Raw genomic sequence first — 18,438 nt, 5'->3', positions numbered from 1 at the left:
GGTCAGTTTACGTCCGGAGGCTGGGAAGTTCTCTAGAGCACCAGGCCCAACGCGAACGGGCCAATGAGCACGGTGAAGATGGTGATCAGGAGGACGCCCACCACGTTGAGCACGATGCCCCCGCGGACCATCTCGCTGATCTTGACGTTGCCGGTTGCGAAGACGATGGCGTTGGGAGGTGTTCCCACCGGCAGCATGAACGCGCAGGTTGCCGCCAGTGCCGCCGGGATCAGGAGCGCCATGGGGTCGATACCGATGCCGATGGCCACCCCGCCCAGGATGGGAATGAAGGTGGCCGCTGTGGCGGTGTTGCTGGTGATCTCGGTAAGGAACAGGACAATAAGGACCACCGTGGCCAGCAGCAGAATGATCGGCAGTGCCCCGAGGCCACTGACCCGTTCACCGAACCAGGCGTCCAGGCCGGTGCCCGCCACCGCCGCAGCCAGCGACAGCCCGCCGCCGAACAGCAGGAGGACACCCCAGGGCAGACCCTCTTCCGCGTCCTTCCAGTTGAGGGTCATGTTCCCCTGCTTGTCGCCGGGAATAATGAACAGCAGCGCACCGGCCGCGATGGCTACCACGGTGTCGTCGAAGATGTCCAGGAAGGGCAGTTGGTCACCCAGGTCGCCGATGTTGGACAGCAGGCCTGGCACGATCCAGAAAAATGCGGCGCCAACGAACACCGCACGCACAATCTTCTCGCCCTGGCTCATGGGTCCCAGGGCAGCAATTTCGTCATTAATGAGCTGTTTGCCGCCGGGCACCTCGTCCAGGTGGAAACGGAAGATGAACCGTGTGAGGAGCAGCCACGCCAGTCCGATGAACACCACAACGATGGGGACCCCGAGCATCATCCACTGGGCGAAACCGACGGTCTTTCCAAGTTCGTCACTGATGTAGCCGGCCACAATGGCGTTGGGAGGGCTGCCGAGGAGGGTTCCCAGCCCGCCGATGGTGGCGGACCATGCCACCGCGAGGACCAGGGCGACGCCGAAGACGCGCACTTCGCGGTTCTCGATGAGGTCACTGACGGCCCCGCCCGCCCGGAGTTCCTCGCCAACGTCTCTTCCACCAGTACCGACGGCGGCTTCCGCGCCATGCTTGCTGTTCTCCACCACGAGGGTCAGCACGCTCAGGGCAATCGGCAGCATCATCAGCGTAGTGGCGGTGTTGGACACCCACATCGACAGGAAGGCGGTGGAGATCATCAGGCCCAGGATGATCTGGCGCGGGTGGGTTCCCACGCGCCGCAGGGTCAGCAGCGCGATCCTGCGGTGGAGGTTCCACTTCTGCATGGCAATGGCGATCAGGAAGCCGCCGAGGAACAGGAAGACGATCGGGTTGGCGTAGGGAGCGGTGGTCTCGGCAATGGTCCGTTCCGTCAACACGGGCATCAGCGCGATGGGCAGCAGCGACGTGACGGACAACGGCACAGCCTCGGTCATCCACCAGACCGCCATGAGGGTGCCGACGCCGGCCACCACGCGGGCGTCGTTGGACAGTCCGGAGCCGCTGAGGAGGAAGTAGACGATGACGCCGAGGGCCACTCCAAGGCCGCGGACCAGCCATGTACGGCTTGCCCGGCGGGGTGGCCGGCCTTCGCCGGGTTCCTCGTCGAACTCACCTTGCTCGGGAATTACCCTCCTGGACGGTTCGCTCATTTTCCGGCCCTCCGCACGCCATTGTGTGAGTGAGTGCCAACAAAGTAGCAGCCGGTCAACAGGCCCACAACCCCCCGCGTTGACTCATCAAAGATGCCCGCGTGGCGTTATTCGAAGAATCATTTGAGAATGCCCGCGTAACGGCGCCGTCCGCCAGGTGGCGCCGCCACGGTCCAGCGACAGCGCCTGGTCAGGCGTTCTGCTTAATGAGGTCTTCGGCTTCCTTGAACCATGCGTCGGCGGCGCCGTCGACAGTCAGCTTGCCAAAGTTCAAGTCGGAGGCAACACGCTTGAAGGACGCCTCGAGCGTGCCGAAACCGACGATCGGCGGCTCGGGTGCGTCCTTGAGGTACTGCTCGATGGACTTCTCGTAATCGACCACGAGCTTGTCCGTACCTTCGAAGGTGGTCCCGTCGCGCTGGGTCTTCGACGCCGGGACACCGCGGGAGGTCTTGAAGATCTGGCCCACCTCGGGGTCGTTGACCATGAAGTCGATGAACCGGCCGGCAGCGTCTTTGTACTTGGTCTTGGCGCTGGCAACCATCAGCATGGAGGGCTTCAGGAACAGGCCCAGGTTGTCCGGATCGTCCGACGGCGGCGGCACCAGCTTGAGCTCCTTCGCCCCGGTGTCCGAGAGGTAGCCGGCCATGAAGTTGTCCCAGGTGACCTCGGTGGCGGTGACGTTGGAGCCGAACGGGGACTTGGGGGCGAGCTGGGTGACGCGCTCTTCGGAAATCATGGCCGGGGTGCCGCGCAGGGCAGCAGTCTGGTTCCACCACTTCTTCATATCGTCCTTGGTGAAGCCGAGCTTGCCGTCCTCGGTGAAGGCCTCGATATTGTTCTGGCGCAGCCAGATGTTGAACATCCACCAGACGGACGTGTAGTCGCCGCCGCCGTAAATAGCGCCGTTGCTCTTAGTGCCTACCTCCGTCATGAAGTCGTTGAACTCTTTGTAGGTCCATGTGCCGGTGGGCTCCGCGATGCCCAGGGGCGCCAGCTTGGCGGGGTCGTAGTAGACGGCGAACGCGTTGGTACTGGTGGGGATGCCGTAGGTCTTGCCCTTGATCTGCCCGGAGGGCAGGAGGGACTTCTCGAACGCGTCCGTGTTGATGTTCACGGTGCCCAGGTCCAGGAGTTGGTTGCGCTGGCCGTAATCGCGCAGGTAGGACAGGTCCCACTGCATCACGTCGGGCAGCCCGCCGCCGGCGGCCTCGGTGGCGCGCTTCTGCCAGTAGCCGGCGAAGTCGGTGAAGTTGCCGTTGACCTTGATGTCCGGGTTCTTCTCCTCGAACAGCGCGATCGCCTTGCGGGTGCGCTCGGCGCGGTCGTCGTTACCCCACCAGGTGTAGTTGATGGTAACCGGGTTCTCCGCGGAGCCCGTCTCTCCAGCGCTGGTGCTGGATCCCGTTCCACACGCAGCCAAAGCTGCGGCAGATGCGGTGCCGACGGCCACGGTGGTGAGGAAATGCCTTCTGTTGATCATGGGAGCCTCCTTGCTCAGTGTGTTGCCTGATGGTCCGGACATTCCTCTGTGAGGTGACCTGGATTACACGTTGTGAAACGTATCAGTCCAATACGGAAAAATCCAGAAACATTTCCGTTGACAGGAAAATGACGGCAACATAGGCTTGCTTCGCGAGCACATCCCCCATCTCAGGAGAACCGTGAGCTTTCCCTCCCGCCGGGTCACCCTGGCCGACGTCGCCAATGCCTCCGGGGTATCAATTGGCACGGTCTCCAAGGCACTCAACAATCGGGGCCAGCTCCGGGAAGATACCCGGGACAGGGTCCTGGCTGCAGCACACAAGCTTGGCTTCGAAACCCTGCCTGCCGAAACCAGCAGCGGCGAGGTGATCACCATAGGCCTGGTCACCTCGGATGACATCGGGCGCTTCAGCATTCCGGTGATGTACGGCCTCGAGGATTCATTCGGCCCTGACCAGGCGTCGGTGCTCATCAGCAACTCCCGGGGTGACCTGGTCCGCGAGCGCCACTGCGTTGAAACGCTCGCCTCGCGGAATGTCGACGGAATCGTCGTCATGACCAACCACACCGGCCCCCGCGCCCCACTACCCAAGACATCAGTGCCGATCGTCTATGTCATGGGACAGTCTTCAGACCCCGAAGACATGTCAGTGGTGGTGGACCAGGTCCAGGGCATGCTCCTGGCCCTGGAACATGCAGCCAACCTGGGGCACCAGAACATCGCCTACGTGGCGGGCCCCCGCCAGGACTACTCTGCCAGGATCCGCGCCCAGGCCGTCCAGGAACACGCCCCGACCTTCGGGCTCACCCTCGTGGGCGAACGAGCACTCTACGGAAACTGGTCCGAGGCGTGGGGCCGGCAGGCTGCCCAGATGCTCCGCCAGCGGGTGGAACCCGTGGACATGGTGCTCTGCGGCAGCGACGAAATCGCCCGCGGCGTAGCTGATGGTCTGCGCGAGGCAAACATCGTTGTACCCCATGACGTCTCAATCATCGGCTTTGACAACTGGGCAGCGGCAGCCCTGAACAGCCGCCCCGCCCTGACCACCATCGACATGAACCTCGAAGAACTGGGCCGCGCGGCAGGAGCACGCGTGCTCGAAGCCATCACCGGAAATTCCAGGCCCGGGATAGATGCGCTGCCCTGCCAGCTGATCGTGCGCGATTCCACCTAGCCCCTTCCATTCACCCCTACAGAACACGAGGGAACAATGATGTACCCACCACCCTCCCTTCAGCGCGCCCAAAAACGCCGCGCGGATGGCATCAGCGGCCCCAGCCGGCGTTCCGTCCTTACCCTGGGAGCCGCAGCCGCGGCCCTTGGCCTGACGGGATGTTCCGCCGTGCTGCCGGAAGCCAGCGTCACCGCCGCCGGCTTCGGGAAGAACCCATCAGGCACCATCCGGTTCTGGTGCCGAAGCACGGCGTTCAAACCGGCGCAGCTCATTGTGGACAAATACCACCAGGCCCAGCAGGCGGTGCGGATCCAGCTCACCGTGCTGCCGGAGGGGCAGATGACAACGAAGCTCGCCACCTCCATCCGGAGCGGCGCCGTTCCGGACGTTGTGGCCCCCGATTCCGTCACAAGTCCGGTTTTCACCATCCGGGAAGCATTCACGGACCTCACCTCCCTGGTGACGGGACTCCCCTACGCCGCCCACCTCAACAAGCCGCTCCTGGACGTTGCCTCCTACGAGGGAAAGATCTACGGGCTACCGGCACTTTCCAACGTCTCACAGCTGTTCTGGAACAAAGAGCTCTACGCGAAGGCCGGACTGGACCCTGAGAAAGGACCCGGAAACTTCGCAGAGTACCTGGAGCACGCCACGGCCCTGCAGGGGATCGACGGCGTCTCCGGAGTGACCTTCACCGGCAACTCCGCCGGCATCCTGGGCTATGTCATCCAGCCGCACTTCTGGGCAGACCACAGCCCTTTCTACGACGGGCCACTGGGCCGGCAACAAGCAGCAGTGCTGGGCAATGATCCGCTCCGCCGGACCCTGGAACTTTACCGGGAATTCCACAGGAAGGGTCTCTCGCAACCAGGGGCAGCAGCAGACTCCGGAGCTGCCTGGGGCCAGGACTTCCTCGCCGGAACCGTGGGACTGTTTCCGGGTTCCTACGACCTGGTGGTGGGCAGCGCCAAGCCGGAGTTCCTGGACAAGCTCGGCGTGAGTGCGTTTCCAGGGCCGGACGGAAACTTTTCCCAGTTTTCCGGTGGTGCGGTGCTGTCCATCCCTCGGGGTGCCCCCAACCCTGGGGCGGCGTGGGACTTCATCCGCTTTGTGGGTGAACTTGAACAGCAGTCGGAACTGGCGGCGCTGGGCTGGTACCCGGTCCGCAGCGACATCCTGCAGACGGATTTCAGCGAGAAATTCCCGCTGATGGTCCCGGGCATGGAACGGATGAACGACGGGTTCGCCGCTCCCACAACGCTCTACACACAACTCACCAACACCGTACAGTCACCGTGGCCTGCGATGTTCCGCGAAGCAGTTTTCGGCCAGGAGGCGATGGAGGACATCCTCCAACGCGGGCATCAGGAAACCGCCCGAGTTTTGAAGGTGAACCAGGCATGACCACAGCAACCCCCTCCCTCAGCCGGGACAAGCGCACACGCGCCCCAAGGCCTGCCTCGCGCCGCGATTCCTATACCGGAATGCTCATGCTCGCGCCGGCCATGCTCCTCGTCGCCGCCTTTGTCGTCTTTCCGCTGCTGTTCGCAGTGGTCATCTCACTCACCAACTGGCCGCTCGTCGGCGACGTTGAGTTCACCGGCGTCGAAAACTACCTCACTGCCTTCACCGACACCACCTTCTGGGGATCCATTCTCTACACGCTCCTTTTTGCGGTGGTCTCCACCGTGCTGGGGGTGGTGGTCGGCTACCTCCTGGCCGTGCTGGTTCGTTCGAACCGGCGGGGTGCCGGGCTCATCCGCACCGCCGTTTTCCTTCCGTACGTCATCGGCATCACCTCATTCAGCTTCGTTGCCCTGCTGGAGTTCCGGCCGGACAGCGGCGTCCTGGACCAGATCCTGCTGGCGCTCGGCATCACTTCTGCGCCTACTCCCTGGCTTCTGGACGCAACCAGCGCCACGGTCCTCATAGTCCTGCTGGGTGCCTACGTGGGGTCCGGTTTCGCCATGATCATCCTCATGTCCGGCATGCAGGGCATCCCGGACGAACTGTACGAATCGGCGCAGATCGGCGGCGCCGGACGGTGGCAGCAGGAATTCCAGGTGACGGTCCCGCTGGTCAAGCGCTACCTGGGGCTCCTGACGGTCATGGGATTCATCGGGGCCATCCTGGCCTTCACCCAGTTCTTCATCATCACCGGCGGCGGCCCGGGAACCGGCACCCTGACCGTGATGCTCTACGTCTACAACAAAGCCTTCGGCGACCTGCAGGTGGGTTACGCAACCGCCCTGTCCTTCGTGGTGGTCATCATCGCGGCGATCCTCACGCTCATCCAGTTCCGCGTCATGCGCGAGGACTGACCCACCCACTTCTTTGGCCCAGCCCCGAACAGGAGATGCCATGACAACGTCCGTCGAAGCGCCGCCGCAGGTGACGCAGCACAAGCCCCGCCCCACCACACCTCCAACTGCCTCCCGGGCACGGACAGCTGCCCGGTTGAGGACCGCCATCTATGCTGTCATCGGCACCGCAGTGTCCATAGCCTTTGTTGTCCCGGTGGCGTGGTCCTTCCTCCGGTCCCTTCAGCCAGGATCCCAGATCGCGGCCCCTTCATCGGAACAGTCATTCGACAACCTGACCTTCGAAAACTACACGGGGCTCATTGCCAACATCGGGGCAGGGTCCTACATCTGGAACAGCCTGGCCATTGCCCTGGGCGCCGCCGTGTTCAGCGTCATCATCACCACCCTGGCCGCCTACGCCCTGGTGAACTTCCCGTTCAAGGGGTCCAACATTGCCTTCGCGCTCATCCTGCTGACCATGATGGTCCCGTTCCAGGCCATCCTGACGCCGCTCTTCCTGGAGATGAACGCCCTCGGCCTCACGGACTCACTTGCCGGCATCATCGTCTTCCACATCACCTTCAACCTGCCCTTTGGTGTCTTCCTGATGCGGAACTCCTTCGCCCAGATCCCCAGGGAAGTGGTGGAAGCAGCACGGATTGATGGTGCCGGTCCACTGAGGATCCTGCTTTCGGTGCTGAGGCCCATGATCGTTCCGGGCGCCGTCACGGTGTTCCTTTTCGCCTTCCTCGGCGGATGGGGGGATTTCCTGGGCGCGCTGACGTTCCTCACCAAACAGGAACTGTTCACTCTTCCCGTCGCCGTCCAGAACCTCGCCTCCGGTGCGTTCGGCGTGGTGAACCACGGCTATGTCATCGCAGGGGCCGTCCTGCTCATGCTTCCCTGCATCATCCTGTACGCGGCAGTCCAGCGATACTATGTGCGCGGCCTCGTAGCCGGCGCCGTCAAGGGCTGAGCGCACACGTCCTCCTACGCCGCCGAAGCAACCCAAGAAAGCAACCATGCACCTCACCAGTCCCCCGGCAATCACGCAACTACCGCCGTCGTCCTTTCCCCTGGACCGGATCCGGCTGCTGCCCGGCCAATTCAAGACCGCGCAGGACGTTGACGTCCGCTACGTCCTCGAGCTCGACGCCGACCGTCTTTGCGCGCCATACCTGCAGGAAGCGGGACTTGAGACGGCAGCGGAACCCTACGGCGGCTGGGAATCCGACGGCATGGGCGGACACATCGGCGGGCACTACCTGACGGCCTGCGCCCGGCTCTTCGCCGCCACCGGCGACGTCCGGCTGCTCGAACGGGTGCAGTACGTTGTGGAGGTCCTGGAACAATGCCAGGCTGCAGCCGGAAACGGCTACCTTGGCGGCGTTCCCGGTGGACGCCGGCTCGGCGAAGAGCTGGCGGCCGGGAACATCGACGCTGATCTCTTTACGCTCAACGGCCGGTGGGTCCCGCTCTACAACCTGCACAAGACCTTTGCCGGCCTCCTGGACGCCTACACCTATACCCGTTCCGAAAAAGCCCTGACCGTACTCACCCGGCTGGCGGACTGGTGGCTCACGGTCTCGCGCCACCTCGACGACGATTCATTCGAGGAAGTGCTCAGCACGGAGTTCGGCGGCATGAACGACACTTGGACATCCCTTGCCCGGCTGACCGGCCGGGCAGACTACCTGCGCGAGGCCCGCCGTTTCTCGCACCAGGCACTCCTTGATCCGCTGGCTGCGGGTGACGACCGCCTGGATGGACTTCACGCCAACACGCAGATTCCCAAAGTTGTGGGTTACGAACGGTTTGCCCAGGCTACCGGGGACGCGCACTACTTCAAGGCATCCGATCACTTCTGGGACGTTGTCACCCGGCAGCGGACCGTGTCGATCGGCGGCAACAGCGTGCGCGAGCATTTCCATCCCTCGCGGGACTTCACTCCCATGGTCCTGGACGTCCAGGGCCCGGAAACCTGCAACACGTACAACATGCTGAAGCTCGCCAAGCTGCGCTTCGAACGAACCGGTGAACCCGCGGCGGTGGAGTTCTACGAGCGCGCCACCTTCAACCACATCCTCTCCTCCCAGCACCCCGAGCGGGGCGGCTTCGTGTACTTCACTCCGATGAGGCCGACCCACTACCGCGTGTACTCCAAAGTCCATGAGTCAATGTGGTGCTGTGTGGGCTCCGGAATGGAGAACCATGCCAGCTACGGAGAACTTATCTACAGCCACAGCGGCGACAGCCTCTCCGTCAACCTCTACATTGCCTCCACGCTGGACTGGTCCGAACGCGGAATACACGTTCAACTGGAGACAGATTTCCCGCACTCGGACGTCGCTACACTGACCGTCACCGCGGACGCCCCCACAGAGTTCATCCTGCGGCTTCGACGCCCCGCGTGGGCCACCGATATGGAAGTCCGCGTACCCGACAGCATCGGGGCCATCCCTCCACAGGCCAGACCCGATGAAGAGGGAAACTCCGTACTTATCCAGCGCGTCTGGGAAGGCACCACCACGGTCTCCATCCGGCTCGGCGCGGAAGTCCGGGCCGAAACTCTTCCGGACGGCTCGCCCTGGGTCTCCTTCCGCTACGGACCAGTGGTCCTTGCCGCCAGGGAAGGAAACGCCGGGCTGGAAAGCTTCGAAGCACCCGACGAACGCATGGGCCATGTTGCCAGCGGCCGCCAGCTGGCGCTGGCACATACCCCGGTGGTCTCCGCGCAAAAGCCGGCAGACGCCGTCGTCATGGTCAACCGCGAAGCGCTTTCCGCGGAACTCACCGCCACACAGGATGGTTCTCCCATCCGGGTCCGGCTCGAACCGTTCGCAGGGATCCACGATGAGCGCTACACGGTCTACTGGCCAACCGGCTCCGTTCCCTCCGCGCGGACTGCCGAACTCGCCGCAATGGACGCCGACGCAGCGGAACTGGCCGCCGTCGTCGACGCCGTCACTGCCGGCGAGCAGCAACCAGAAGCTGACCACTTCTTTGCCGGCGAAGGCACGAAGGCCGGAGGGCAGGACGGGCTGCATTGGCGAACCGCCACAGGCTGGTTCTCCTATACCCTCAAGGATCCCAACTGTGAAGCAGCTTTCCTCAGGGTCAAGGTCCGGCGGAATCCGGGACGCCACCAGCGGCTCACCCTCAACGGCTCACCGCTGACGAAGATACTGCGCTCCGGAACAGACTATGACTGCGAAGTAACCGAGTACGCCATTCCGGTGGAAGCACGGATCAAGGATTCAGTGGCACTCGTGTTCGCGGTGCACGCTGAGCCCGGCTTCGCCACCGAGGACTTGCTGGCCGTGGAACTGCGGCAAGGACCTCGGCGTGACTGACGGAGCTTAAGGGCTTGGCACCTGCCTGCCGGAGTGGATGGCTTCCCTGTAGGCATCGATTTTCCGTTCCAGGGCACTGAGGTGCCGGTGCACGCCGGCAAGACGTTCAAGAACGGCAGCGTGGTGCTGTTCAAGCAGCGCCAGCCGGTCTTCGGTGGATGCCCCGGCCTGGTATGCGGCGGCGTAGTCGCGCATCTGTTGAATATTCATGCCGGTACCGCGAAGCATGAGCACGCCCGCGAGCCAGCTCATGGTGGAAGGATCGTACCGGCGCCATCCGCTCGGGCCTCTCTCCGGCGCGGGGGCGATCCCTTCCTTCTCGTAATAGCGAATGGTGTCAACGGTGATGCCGAGGGCATCTGCAGCCTCACTGATCGTGAGGCCAGCATCGGGTCCGGCCGGTGTCAGGGAAGGCATGCTTCCAAGTTTCGCATTTGACATGGTGTGCACACCAGCATCGACGCTGGACGCATCCGGATGTTCCGGAGCTTGTGTTTGGAGGACAGCATATGAAACAGGTTGCATTGGGCGCGCAGGGCCTGACCAGCTCAGTCATGGGACTTGGATGTATGGGCATGAGCGCCTTCTACGGCGGTGCCGCGGAGAACGAATCCATCAGGACCATCCGCCGTGCGCTGGACCTCGGAGTGACCATGTTCGACACTGCAGAGGCTTATGGCCCCTTCGCCAATGAGCAATTGCTGGGGAAGGCGCTTGGCGGAGACCGCGATCGCGTGGGCATTGCCACGAAGTTCGCCATTGAGTTCGACGACGACGGGACGCCTCATGGGCCGAACGGTTCCCCTGAGTACGCACGCAGGGCACTCGACCGGTCCCTTCGCCATTTGGGAACCGACCATATCGATCTCTGGTACCTGCACCGCGTCGACCCGGCCACACCGATCGAGGAAACGATCGGGGCGATGGGGCAGGCGGTAGAGTCCGGAAAGGTCCGTTACATCGGCGTATCTGAAACTTCCGCCGAAACCCTGAGAAAGGCCCACGCGACGTTCCCGATCACTGCCATCCAGTCGGAATACAGCCTGTTCGAGCGGGACGCGGAGCACAACGGCGTCCTTGATACCGCACGTGAACTCGGCATCGGGTTTGTTCCCTTCTCACCGCTGGGCCGGGGCTTCCTCGGCGGGACAATCACCAGGAAGGACGACCTGCCGGAAGGCGATGCCCGCAGGAACTTGCCCCGATTCTCGGACTCAGCCATCGAGGCCAACCTCCGGATCGTCGACGTGCTGCGGACGCTCGCCGGGCGCAAGGGCATCACACCGGCGCAGCTCGCGCTTGCCTGGGTGATCCACAATGGCACCACCCCCATCCCAGGGACCACCAAGACCCATCGGGTGGAAGAGAACGCGGCCGCAGCGGACGTCGAGCTCACACCGGAGGACCTCGCCGAAATCGACGAAGCCTCACCCCACGGAGCAGCAACCGGAACCCGGAATACGGAAGCGGCCATGGCCCGGGACCGCACCTGAGCGCCGTGTGAAAAGCGAGGTGCTAACCAGCCCGGGTATCAAACTGCCGCCGGTACTCCGTTGGCGTCGTCGAAAAGGCGGCCGCGAAGTTCTGCCGGAGGGTGACGGCGTTCCCGAAGCCGCAGTCGGCTGCGACCTGTTCGATGGACAGGTCGCAGGTTTCGAGCAGCCGCCGGGCTGCGTCAAGGCGGCGGGCCCGGATCCAGGCGGCGGGCGTCGTTCCTGTTGCTGCCCGGAAGGAACGGACGAAAGTCCGGCGGGTCAGGTGCGCCTGCGCCGCCAGCAGGTCAATGGTCAGGGGTTCACCCAGGCGGCCCAGGGCCCATTCCAGCAGGCGCGAGATCGGATCGTCGGTGGAGCGGGAAGGAACAGGGCGCTCGATGTACTGCGCCTGCCCGCCCTCCCGGTGCGGTGCGATGACCAGGCTGCGTGCCACCTGGTTCGCCGCCTCCGCGCCGAGCCGGGCCCGCACCAGGTGCAGGCATGCGTCCAGCGCGGAGGCGGTTCCGGCCGAGGTCAGCACGTCGCCGTGGTCGATGTAGAGCACGGACTGGTCCAGGGCGATATCAGGGTGCCGTCCGGCAAGGGAATCGAACGCCTGCCAGTGCGTGACCGCCCGACGCCCAGCGAGCAAGCCGGCGTCGGCCACGGGGATTGCCCCAAGGCACAAACCCAAGATCGGCACCCCGCGCCCGTGCGCCTCTTGGAGCACCTGCCGCAGCGAATCACTCGGCAGGCGCCCGTCGTCGAACCATGAAGGCACCACCACCACGTCCGCCGCCTCTGCGGCTTCCGGCCCTTCCACCTCGCCCAGCCGATAGCCCTCAGCGGTGGTGACCTCGCCCTCCCGGTCAGAGAACAGAACCGTTTTCCAGCCGGCAAGGCCCTGGCGGGCAACCTCGTCAAAGACCATCTGCGGAACGGCGAGGTGGAACATCGTTGCCCCATCGAACGCATAGACCGCAATCTTCATCCGGCCCCTTCCAAGCATCTTGGCCCAAATCCATCGTACATCGGCCGCCGTGCCACTGTTGGCGGAGACCGGCAGCCGGAAGACTGGAACAGTTGCCAGAAGGCAGCCCAGAGAACCACCAGGGAGAACAAAGATATGAGCACCCCCCGCCGCGCCCTCATCCTCATTGACGTGCAGCAGCAGTACTTCAGCGGCCCCCTCGAAATCCAGTACCCGCCGCACCAGGAGTCCCTGCCCGCGATCGCGAAGGCAGTGGACGCCGCCACCGCCGCGGGCATTCCCGTTGCCGTGATCCAGCATTCCGCCGGCGAAGGTGCACCCGTGTTCGCACCCGGCACACCCGAGTTCGAACTGCACCCCGAAATTGAACGCCGCAGGACCGGCGAATGGAAGTCGCTGGTCAAGCAGTTCGGCTCCGTCTACGCGGGCACGGACCTCGCCGAATGGCTGCGGAAGCACGATGTCGACACGGTCACCATGGCGGGCTACATGACCAACAACTGCGTGCTCGCCTCCGCCGTGGAGGCCGAGTTCCTCGGCTTCACCACCGAAGTTCTCTCCGATGCCACCGGCGCCATCAACCTCGCCAACGACGCAGGCTCCGCCGACGCAAAGACCGTGCACACCACCCTGCTCGCGCTGCTGAACTCGAACTGGGCAGCCGTAGCGGATACTGACACCTGGACCAGTGCCCTGGCTGCGAATCAGGCCCTTGCAGGGAGTGACCTGGGCAGCTCCGCTGTGGCCGGTTTGGAGCTCGTCCCGCAGGTGTAATTAGCCGTCCCGGGCCTCCCGCCTGCCATCGCACGTGGGAAGCCCGGGAACACCAGCAGCACTCCTGCCGTTGCACCCACCGGGGACCAAGCCCCAACGAAATTCAAGGACTGAAAATGAAGTGGATTCTTCTCGCCGGCGCGATCCTGAGTGAGGTGACGGCGTCCCTCTCCCTGAAAGCGGCCCTCGATAATCCTGCCTTCTTCATCGTGGTGGTTCTCGGTTATTCCGCGTCCTTCGCTTTCCTCGCCGGAGTCCTCCGTAAAGGCCTGGGTCTCGGCGTCGCCTATGGCATCTGGGCCGCGCTGGGAGTGACACTCACCGTGCTGCTGGCTGCCCTCCTGTTTGGTGAAGCGCTGACTCCCGTGATGATGGTCGGCGTCGCCATGGTGATCGGCGGCGTGCTCTGCGTTGAACTGGGGTCGCACAAGGAGCCAGCAGCAGAACCCGCAAAAGAAATGGTCCGCTCATGATGTGGCTGTTGTTGACGGCCGCAATCCTCACCGAGGTGACCGCCACCCTTTTGCTGCGGGTCGCGTCCACTGGCAAGCGGCGCTGGTACGTGCCTGTCGCCGTCGGATACTTCCTGGCCTTCACCCTCCTGACGCTGACCCTCGAACAGGGCATGAACCTCGGAGTCGCCTACGGCATTTGGGCCGCGGCCGGGGTCGCACTGACCGCCCTGGCCAGCCGTGTCTTCTTCAAGGAGACAATCACCCCCGTCATGATGCTGGGACTCGGCCTCATCATCGGCGGGGTCCTGCTGATCGAGCTGGGCGCGGCGCACTAGCCAGAAAACCGGTCCCACGTGTCCGGGCCGTACGGCCGGTCCTGGCCATGGACTCAATTCCCGCGCCGGAAGTTTGCAAGACTTGCTGGGTGATTACTGAACACGCCCTGCTGCCTGTTGTCCCCGGCCGGGAAGAGGCATTCGAGACAGCGTTCGCCCAAGCCCAGCCCATCATTGCCTCCATGCCAGGGTTCCTCTCCTTGTCCCTCTCGCGGTCCGTCGAGTCCCCCGGCACGTACCTGCTGCTCGTGGAGTGGGACACGCTGGAGGACCACACCGTTGGCTTCCGGGGATCCCCTGAGTACCAGCAGTGGCGCGCCCTCCTGCACCGGTTCTATGAGCCGTTTCCCGTCGTCGAGCACTACAACCTGGTCAGTTCGGTCCCTCAGCAGGGCCACCCACCCGCCATGTGACTGCCCCCTCCCCCAGTCCAGCCGACTGTGTTCAAATGGGAAGGTTGAACCGGCCGCCCGAGTCCGCTCCACGGCCTCGGCCAGATGGAAGGAAGCACATGACCGATCGTCCGGAACACCCTCCGATACCCACTCCCGGAAGCGCCCAAGGCCTGGACAGCAAGGTCGAGAGCGGATGCCCGGTGGACCATGGCAGCGTGACCTCGCACGGCAGCGAGAGTGAAAACCCGGCCATCGACTCACCCCAGCCCAAGGGGCACCGGCCCCGCACCGTCGCAGACTGGTGGCCCAACCAGCTGGACCTCTCCGTGCTTCACGCCAACCACCCCAAGGGCAACCCCCTCGGCCCGGGCTTCAGCTACCGCGAGGAGTTCCAGAAGCTCGACGTCGAGGCACTGAAGCAGGACATCACCGAGGTCCTCACCACCTCCCAGGACTGGTGGCCCGCTGACTTCGGCCACTACGGCGGCCTGATGATCCGCTTGAGCTGGCACGCCGCCGGCACATACCGCGTCCACGATGGCCGCGGCGGCGCCGGGGACGGCAGCCAGCGGTTTGCGCCCCTCAACAGCTGGCCGGACAACGCCAACCTGGACAAGGCCCGGCGGCTGCTGTGGCCGGTCAAGCAGAAGTACGGCCAGAAGCTCTCCTGGGCCGACCTGCTGGTCCTCGCCGGCAACGTCGCCCTGGAGTCCATGGGCTTCAAGACCTTCGGTTTCGCCTTCGGCCGCGAGGACGTGTGGGAGCCCGAGGAGATCTTCTGGGGTCCGGAGGACACCTGGCTGGGCGACGAGCGCTACATCGGCGAAGGCCAGATGTCGGAGGAAGTCGGCTCCACGGAAATGGGCCTGATCTACGTCAACCCCGAGGGGCCCATGGGCAACCCGGATCCCAAGCTCGCGGCAGCGTTTATCCGCGAGACGTTCAAGCGGATGGCCATGAACGACGAAGAGACGTTCGCGCTGATTGCTGGCGGCCACACGTTCGGCAAGACCCACGGCGCAGGCGACGCCGACGCGCACGTAGGTCCAGAGCCCGAAGGCGCCGACCTTGAGGCCCAGGGCCTGGGCTGGCTCAGCACGTACGGCAGCGGCAAGGGCGGCGACACGATCACCTCGGGCCTGGAAGTTACCTGGACCGACAAGCCCACCCAGTGGAGCAACCGCTTCCTGGAGATCCTGTTCGAGTACGAGTGGGAGCTGGTCAAGAGCCCCGCCGGCGCCCATCAGTGGGTTGCCAAGGACGCCCCGGAGATCATCCCGGATGCGCACGACCCCAACAAAAAGCACCGGCCCACCATGCTGACCACCGACCTGTCGCTTCGCTTCGATCCTGTCTATGAGGAAATTGGGCAGCGCTTCCTGAAGAACCCGGACGAGTTCCAGCTCGCCTTCGCCAAGGCCTGGTACAAGCTGCTGCACCGCGACATGGGCCCCGTCGGCCCGCACATGCTGGGGCCGTGGGTTCCGGAAGCCCAGCTCTGGCAGGACCCCGTTCCCGCCGTCGACCATGAACTGATCGGCGAGCAGGACATCGCATCCCTGAAGGCCCGGCTCCTGGACTCGGGACTGTCCGTCTCCCAGCTGGCCACCACGGCATGGGCCGCCGCCTCCACCTTCCGCAAGACCGACCGGCGCGGCGGCGCCAACGGTGCCCGGATCCGGCTGGAGCCCCAGCGCGGCTGGGAGGTCAACGAACCTGAGCAGCTTGCGACGGCGTTGCAGGCCATTGAGCGCGTGCAGCAGGAGTTCAACTCGTCCGAGGCGGGAGGCAGGAAGGTCTCGCTGGCGGACCTGATCGTCCTCGGTGGCTGCGCCGCGGTGGAGAAGGCAGCGGGCGACGCCGGCTTCCCCGTCACCGTGCCGTTCCGTCCGGGACGCACCGATGCCGCCCAGGACCAGACCGACGTCGAGCAGTTCCAGTACCTGAAGCCGCGGGCTGACGGGTTCCGCAACTACGTGCGCCCCGGCGAGAAGCTCCAGCCGGAAACCCTCCTGCTGGACAAGGCGTACCTGCTGGACCTGTCCGCACCGGAGATGACGGCGCTCGTTGGCGGCATGCGTGCGCTCGGCACCAACATCGGCGGCTCCAAGCATGGAGTCCTCACGGACCGGCCGCAGGTCCTGACGAACGACTTCTTCGTCAACCTGCTCTCCCCCGGCACCAAGTGGAAGGCGTCGGAGAATGAGGAGAACGTCTATGAGATCACCGACGTCGCCACCGGCGAGCTGAAGTGGACCGCCACCCCGGTGGACCTGGTGTTCGGCTCCAACTCCCAGCTCCGGGCGATGTCCGAGGTCTACGCGAGCGACGACGCCGGGGAGAAGTTCGTCAACGACTTCGTGGCGGCGTGGGTGAAGGTCATGGAGCTGGACCGCTTCGACCTGAAGTGATCCTATTCCTTTGACCACTGCGTCCGGGCCGGCTGCGTTTGCGGCCGGCCCGGACGTTTGCCACTGGTTAGCAGCAACTCAGGGAATCAGGTTCTCCGCCCGGTAGCGGTCGAAGAGCGTGGTAAAGGCATCCAGCGTCCGCCGGTATCCGGTGAACCCGGTGTCCCGGCTCTTCCCCATGTCAGTGACTACCTCAATGCCACGCCCCAGGTCGCCGTCCGTGTGCCACCAGGACGCCAGGCGGTTCAGGTCCGGCTCGCTGAGGTTATGGCGCGCGGCGATGTCCCGCCACTGGTCCTCCCGGCCCGCCATCGACTGCTCCAGGGGGCGGGGTGATCCCTCGTATCCCTCCCACTCCACGCCGAAGTAGGCGGCAAGCTTCGGCCACATCCAGCGCCAGCGGAACACATCGCCGTTGACGATGTTGAAGGCCTCGTTCGCGGCCGCCGGCGTGGTGGACGCCCACAGCATGTGCTCGGCGAGCAGGCCCGCATCCGTCATGTCCGTCAGGCCGTTCCACTGTGTCTCGGAACCCGGGAAGACGAACGGCTCACCGCTATCCCGGCACAGGGTGGCCTGGGCGGCGAGCGTCAGGCCCATGTTCATGGCGTTGCCGACGGCGTGCCCGATCACCGTGTGTGCGCGGTGCACGGACCAGGTGAAGCCCTGCGCCGCCGCGGCCGCCCAGAGCTCGTCCTCCTGGGCGTAGTAGAAGTTCGGGACCGGCAGGCGCGGCTCCTCCTCATGGAAAGGAGTGTCCGGCATTTCCCCCGCCGCGTACGCCTCGAAGGGACCGAGGTAGTGCTTCAGTCCGGTCATCAATGCAACGTGCGCTACGTCCTTGCCGCGGAGTGCCGCCAGGAGGTCCCGCACCATGCCGGCGTTGACGGAGATGTTCTCCTCTTCGGTGTCCTGCCGCGACCATGCTGTGAAGAAGACATGGGAGGGGTTCTCCGGACCGAGCGCAGCGGCCAGCGACGCAGCCGAGGTCAGGTCCGCGGAGAGCCACCGAACTCCGGGACGCTCAGTACCGGGCTTCCGGGAGAGGGCGAGCACGCTCCACCCCTGGCGTGACAACGTATCGACCAGGGCAGACCCCGCTATGCCGGTCGCTCCCACAACAAGAGCAGTCTTTTCGGTCCCTGCGGTTGTTCCTGCGCCAATAGTCATGGAGCTCCTTCTGGTATGTGCTGCTGAATTACGCGTGCGCGCAATGGCCTCTAGCTGCAAGCCGCTGGCACGGGGAGATATTCCTCGACCCCGCGTCACACCACTCCTAAACTTCAGGAGCTGGGACTGCTGCGCCGGGCAACCCTTGACCCGGGGGCTGCGCGCTTGTGGCCCGTCCCACAACTGCGGCTTCTCCCCCGGGGGCGTCATGCGAACGGCACTCAGGTCCTTCCTCAGCGCGCTGGCCGCGACGGCGCTGGCACTTTGTGCATGCCGCTATTCCGAGCCCAATCCCCACCGGTTCGACCGACGAAAGCGAGTAAATCCCGATCGAGGAAGCAGTCAAAGAGCTCGGTTCCCGAAGGACCCAATGACAAGTTTCGGGAACATAATTGGAAGTGGGCTGGGCGACACATTCTCGGAGAGGAGTGGTCATGATCCGGGCCCTAATGTGC

At 64.5% G+C, this 18,438-nt stretch carries 16 protein-coding genes; 11 read left to right on the top strand and 5 right to left on the bottom strand.

The genetic code is table 11. The features are described from left to right. Positions 1–32 precede the first annotated feature (32 nt). Together IEX33_RS15000 and IEX33_RS14995 are read right to left on the bottom strand one after the other, a co-directional pair. On the bottom strand, positions 33–1,661 hold the full coding sequence (locus IEX33_RS15000; protein WP_188731473.1) for an SLC13 family permease: 1,629 nt from the start codon (positions 1,659–1,661) through the stop codon (positions 33–35). A gap of 190 nt (positions 1,662–1,851) precedes the next feature. Continuing rightward, complete coding sequence (locus tag IEX33_RS14995) at positions 1,852–3,144, bottom strand: ABC transporter substrate-binding protein (protein WP_188731471.1); 1,293 nt, start codon at positions 3,142–3,144, stop codon at positions 1,852–1,854. Between the two features lie 181 nt (positions 3,145–3,325). Here IEX33_RS14995 and IEX33_RS14990 point away from each other — a divergent pair, with 181 nt between their 5' ends. From IEX33_RS14990 to IEX33_RS14970, 5 genes are read left to right on the top strand one after another with little or no spacing between them, the layout of a single operon-like run. Beyond that, positions 3,326–4,321 carry a LacI family DNA-binding transcriptional regulator gene (locus IEX33_RS14990; RefSeq protein ID WP_188731469.1) on the top strand — a complete coding sequence of 332 codons (996 nt, stop codon included), beginning with the start codon at positions 3,326–3,328 and terminating at the stop codon, positions 4,319–4,321. A gap of 36 nt (positions 4,322–4,357) precedes the next feature. Then, positions 4,358–5,725, top strand: a complete 1,368-nt coding sequence (locus IEX33_RS14985; protein ID WP_188731468.1) for an ABC transporter substrate-binding protein — start codon at positions 4,358–4,360, stop codon at positions 5,723–5,725. Beyond that, positions 5,722–6,642 (top strand): carbohydrate ABC transporter permease, encoded by a 921-nt coding sequence (locus IEX33_RS14980; protein ID WP_188731466.1) that lies wholly within the window; start codon positions 5,722–5,724, stop codon positions 6,640–6,642. Before IEX33_RS14985 ends, IEX33_RS14980 begins: the two co-directional genes overlap by 4 nt. A gap of 40 nt (positions 6,643–6,682) precedes the next feature. Beyond that, positions 6,683–7,600: a carbohydrate ABC transporter permease gene (locus tag IEX33_RS14975; protein WP_188731464.1), complete on the top strand. Its 918-nt coding sequence runs from the start codon at positions 6,683–6,685 to the stop codon at positions 7,598–7,600. 46 nt (positions 7,601–7,646) lie between these two features. Next, entirely contained in the window at positions 7,647–9,977 is a 2,331-nt protein-coding gene (locus tag IEX33_RS14970) for a beta-L-arabinofuranosidase domain-containing protein (RefSeq protein ID WP_188731462.1), read from the top strand. A 6-nt stretch (positions 9,978–9,983) separates the two neighbouring features. Here the strand turns inward: IEX33_RS14970 and IEX33_RS14965 are convergent, their stop codons facing one another. After that, positions 9,984–10,394, bottom strand: a complete 411-nt coding sequence (locus IEX33_RS14965) for a MerR family transcriptional regulator (RefSeq protein ID WP_188731460.1) — start codon at positions 10,392–10,394, stop codon at positions 9,984–9,986. Positions 10,395–10,486: 92 nt separating this feature from the next. Between IEX33_RS14965 and IEX33_RS14960 the strand changes: the two genes are divergently transcribed. After that, a complete protein-coding gene (locus IEX33_RS14960) occupies positions 10,487–11,470 on the top strand; it encodes an aldo/keto reductase (protein WP_188731458.1) in 984 nt (327 codons plus the stop codon). 22 nt (positions 11,471–11,492) lie between these two features. Here IEX33_RS14960 and IEX33_RS14955 read toward each other — a convergent pair whose 3' ends face one another. Beyond that, positions 11,493–12,443, bottom strand: coding sequence for a GlxA family transcriptional regulator (locus IEX33_RS14955; protein WP_188731456.1), 951 nt, complete (start codon positions 12,441–12,443; stop codon positions 11,493–11,495). A gap of 135 nt (positions 12,444–12,578) precedes the next feature. Between IEX33_RS14955 and IEX33_RS14950 the strand changes: the two genes are divergently transcribed. The 5 genes from IEX33_RS14950 (at position 12,579) to katG (ending at position 16,813) form a co-directional block, all read left to right on the top strand. After that, positions 12,579–13,217, top strand: a complete 639-nt coding sequence (locus IEX33_RS14950; protein WP_188731454.1) for an isochorismatase family protein — start codon at positions 12,579–12,581, stop codon at positions 13,215–13,217. A gap of 116 nt (positions 13,218–13,333) precedes the next feature. Further along, positions 13,334–13,690: a DMT family transporter gene (locus IEX33_RS14945; protein WP_188731452.1), complete on the top strand. Its 357-nt coding sequence runs from the start codon at positions 13,334–13,336 to the stop codon at positions 13,688–13,690. Next, positions 13,687–14,007 (top strand): DMT family transporter, encoded by a 321-nt coding sequence (locus IEX33_RS14940; RefSeq protein WP_188731450.1) that lies wholly within the window; start codon positions 13,687–13,689, stop codon positions 14,005–14,007. The genes IEX33_RS14945 and IEX33_RS14940 overlap by 4 nt, the downstream gene beginning before the upstream one ends. 89 nt (positions 14,008–14,096) lie before the next feature. After that, positions 14,097–14,420, top strand: coding sequence for an antibiotic biosynthesis monooxygenase family protein (locus tag IEX33_RS14935; protein ID WP_188731448.1), 324 nt, complete (start codon positions 14,097–14,099; stop codon positions 14,418–14,420). A gap of 98 nt (positions 14,421–14,518) precedes the next feature. Further along, complete coding sequence (gene katG / locus IEX33_RS14930; protein ID WP_188731446.1) at positions 14,519–16,813, top strand: catalase/peroxidase HPI; 2,295 nt, start codon at positions 14,519–14,521, stop codon at positions 16,811–16,813. A gap of 78 nt (positions 16,814–16,891) precedes the next feature. On the opposite strand, the gene IEX33_RS14925 is transcribed toward katG, so the two are convergent. Next, a complete protein-coding gene (locus IEX33_RS14925) occupies positions 16,892–17,983 on the bottom strand; it encodes an SDR family oxidoreductase (RefSeq protein WP_188731444.1) in 1,092 nt (363 codons plus the stop codon). Positions 17,984–18,438 lie beyond the last annotated feature (455 nt).

This window comes from Pseudarthrobacter scleromae (genome assembly GCF_014644515.1).
In the GTDB taxonomy this organism is placed as follows: Bacteria; Actinomycetota; Actinomycetes; order Actinomycetales; family Micrococcaceae; genus Arthrobacter; species Arthrobacter scleromae.
This window is presented reverse-complemented; position numbering and strand designations above follow the sequence as displayed.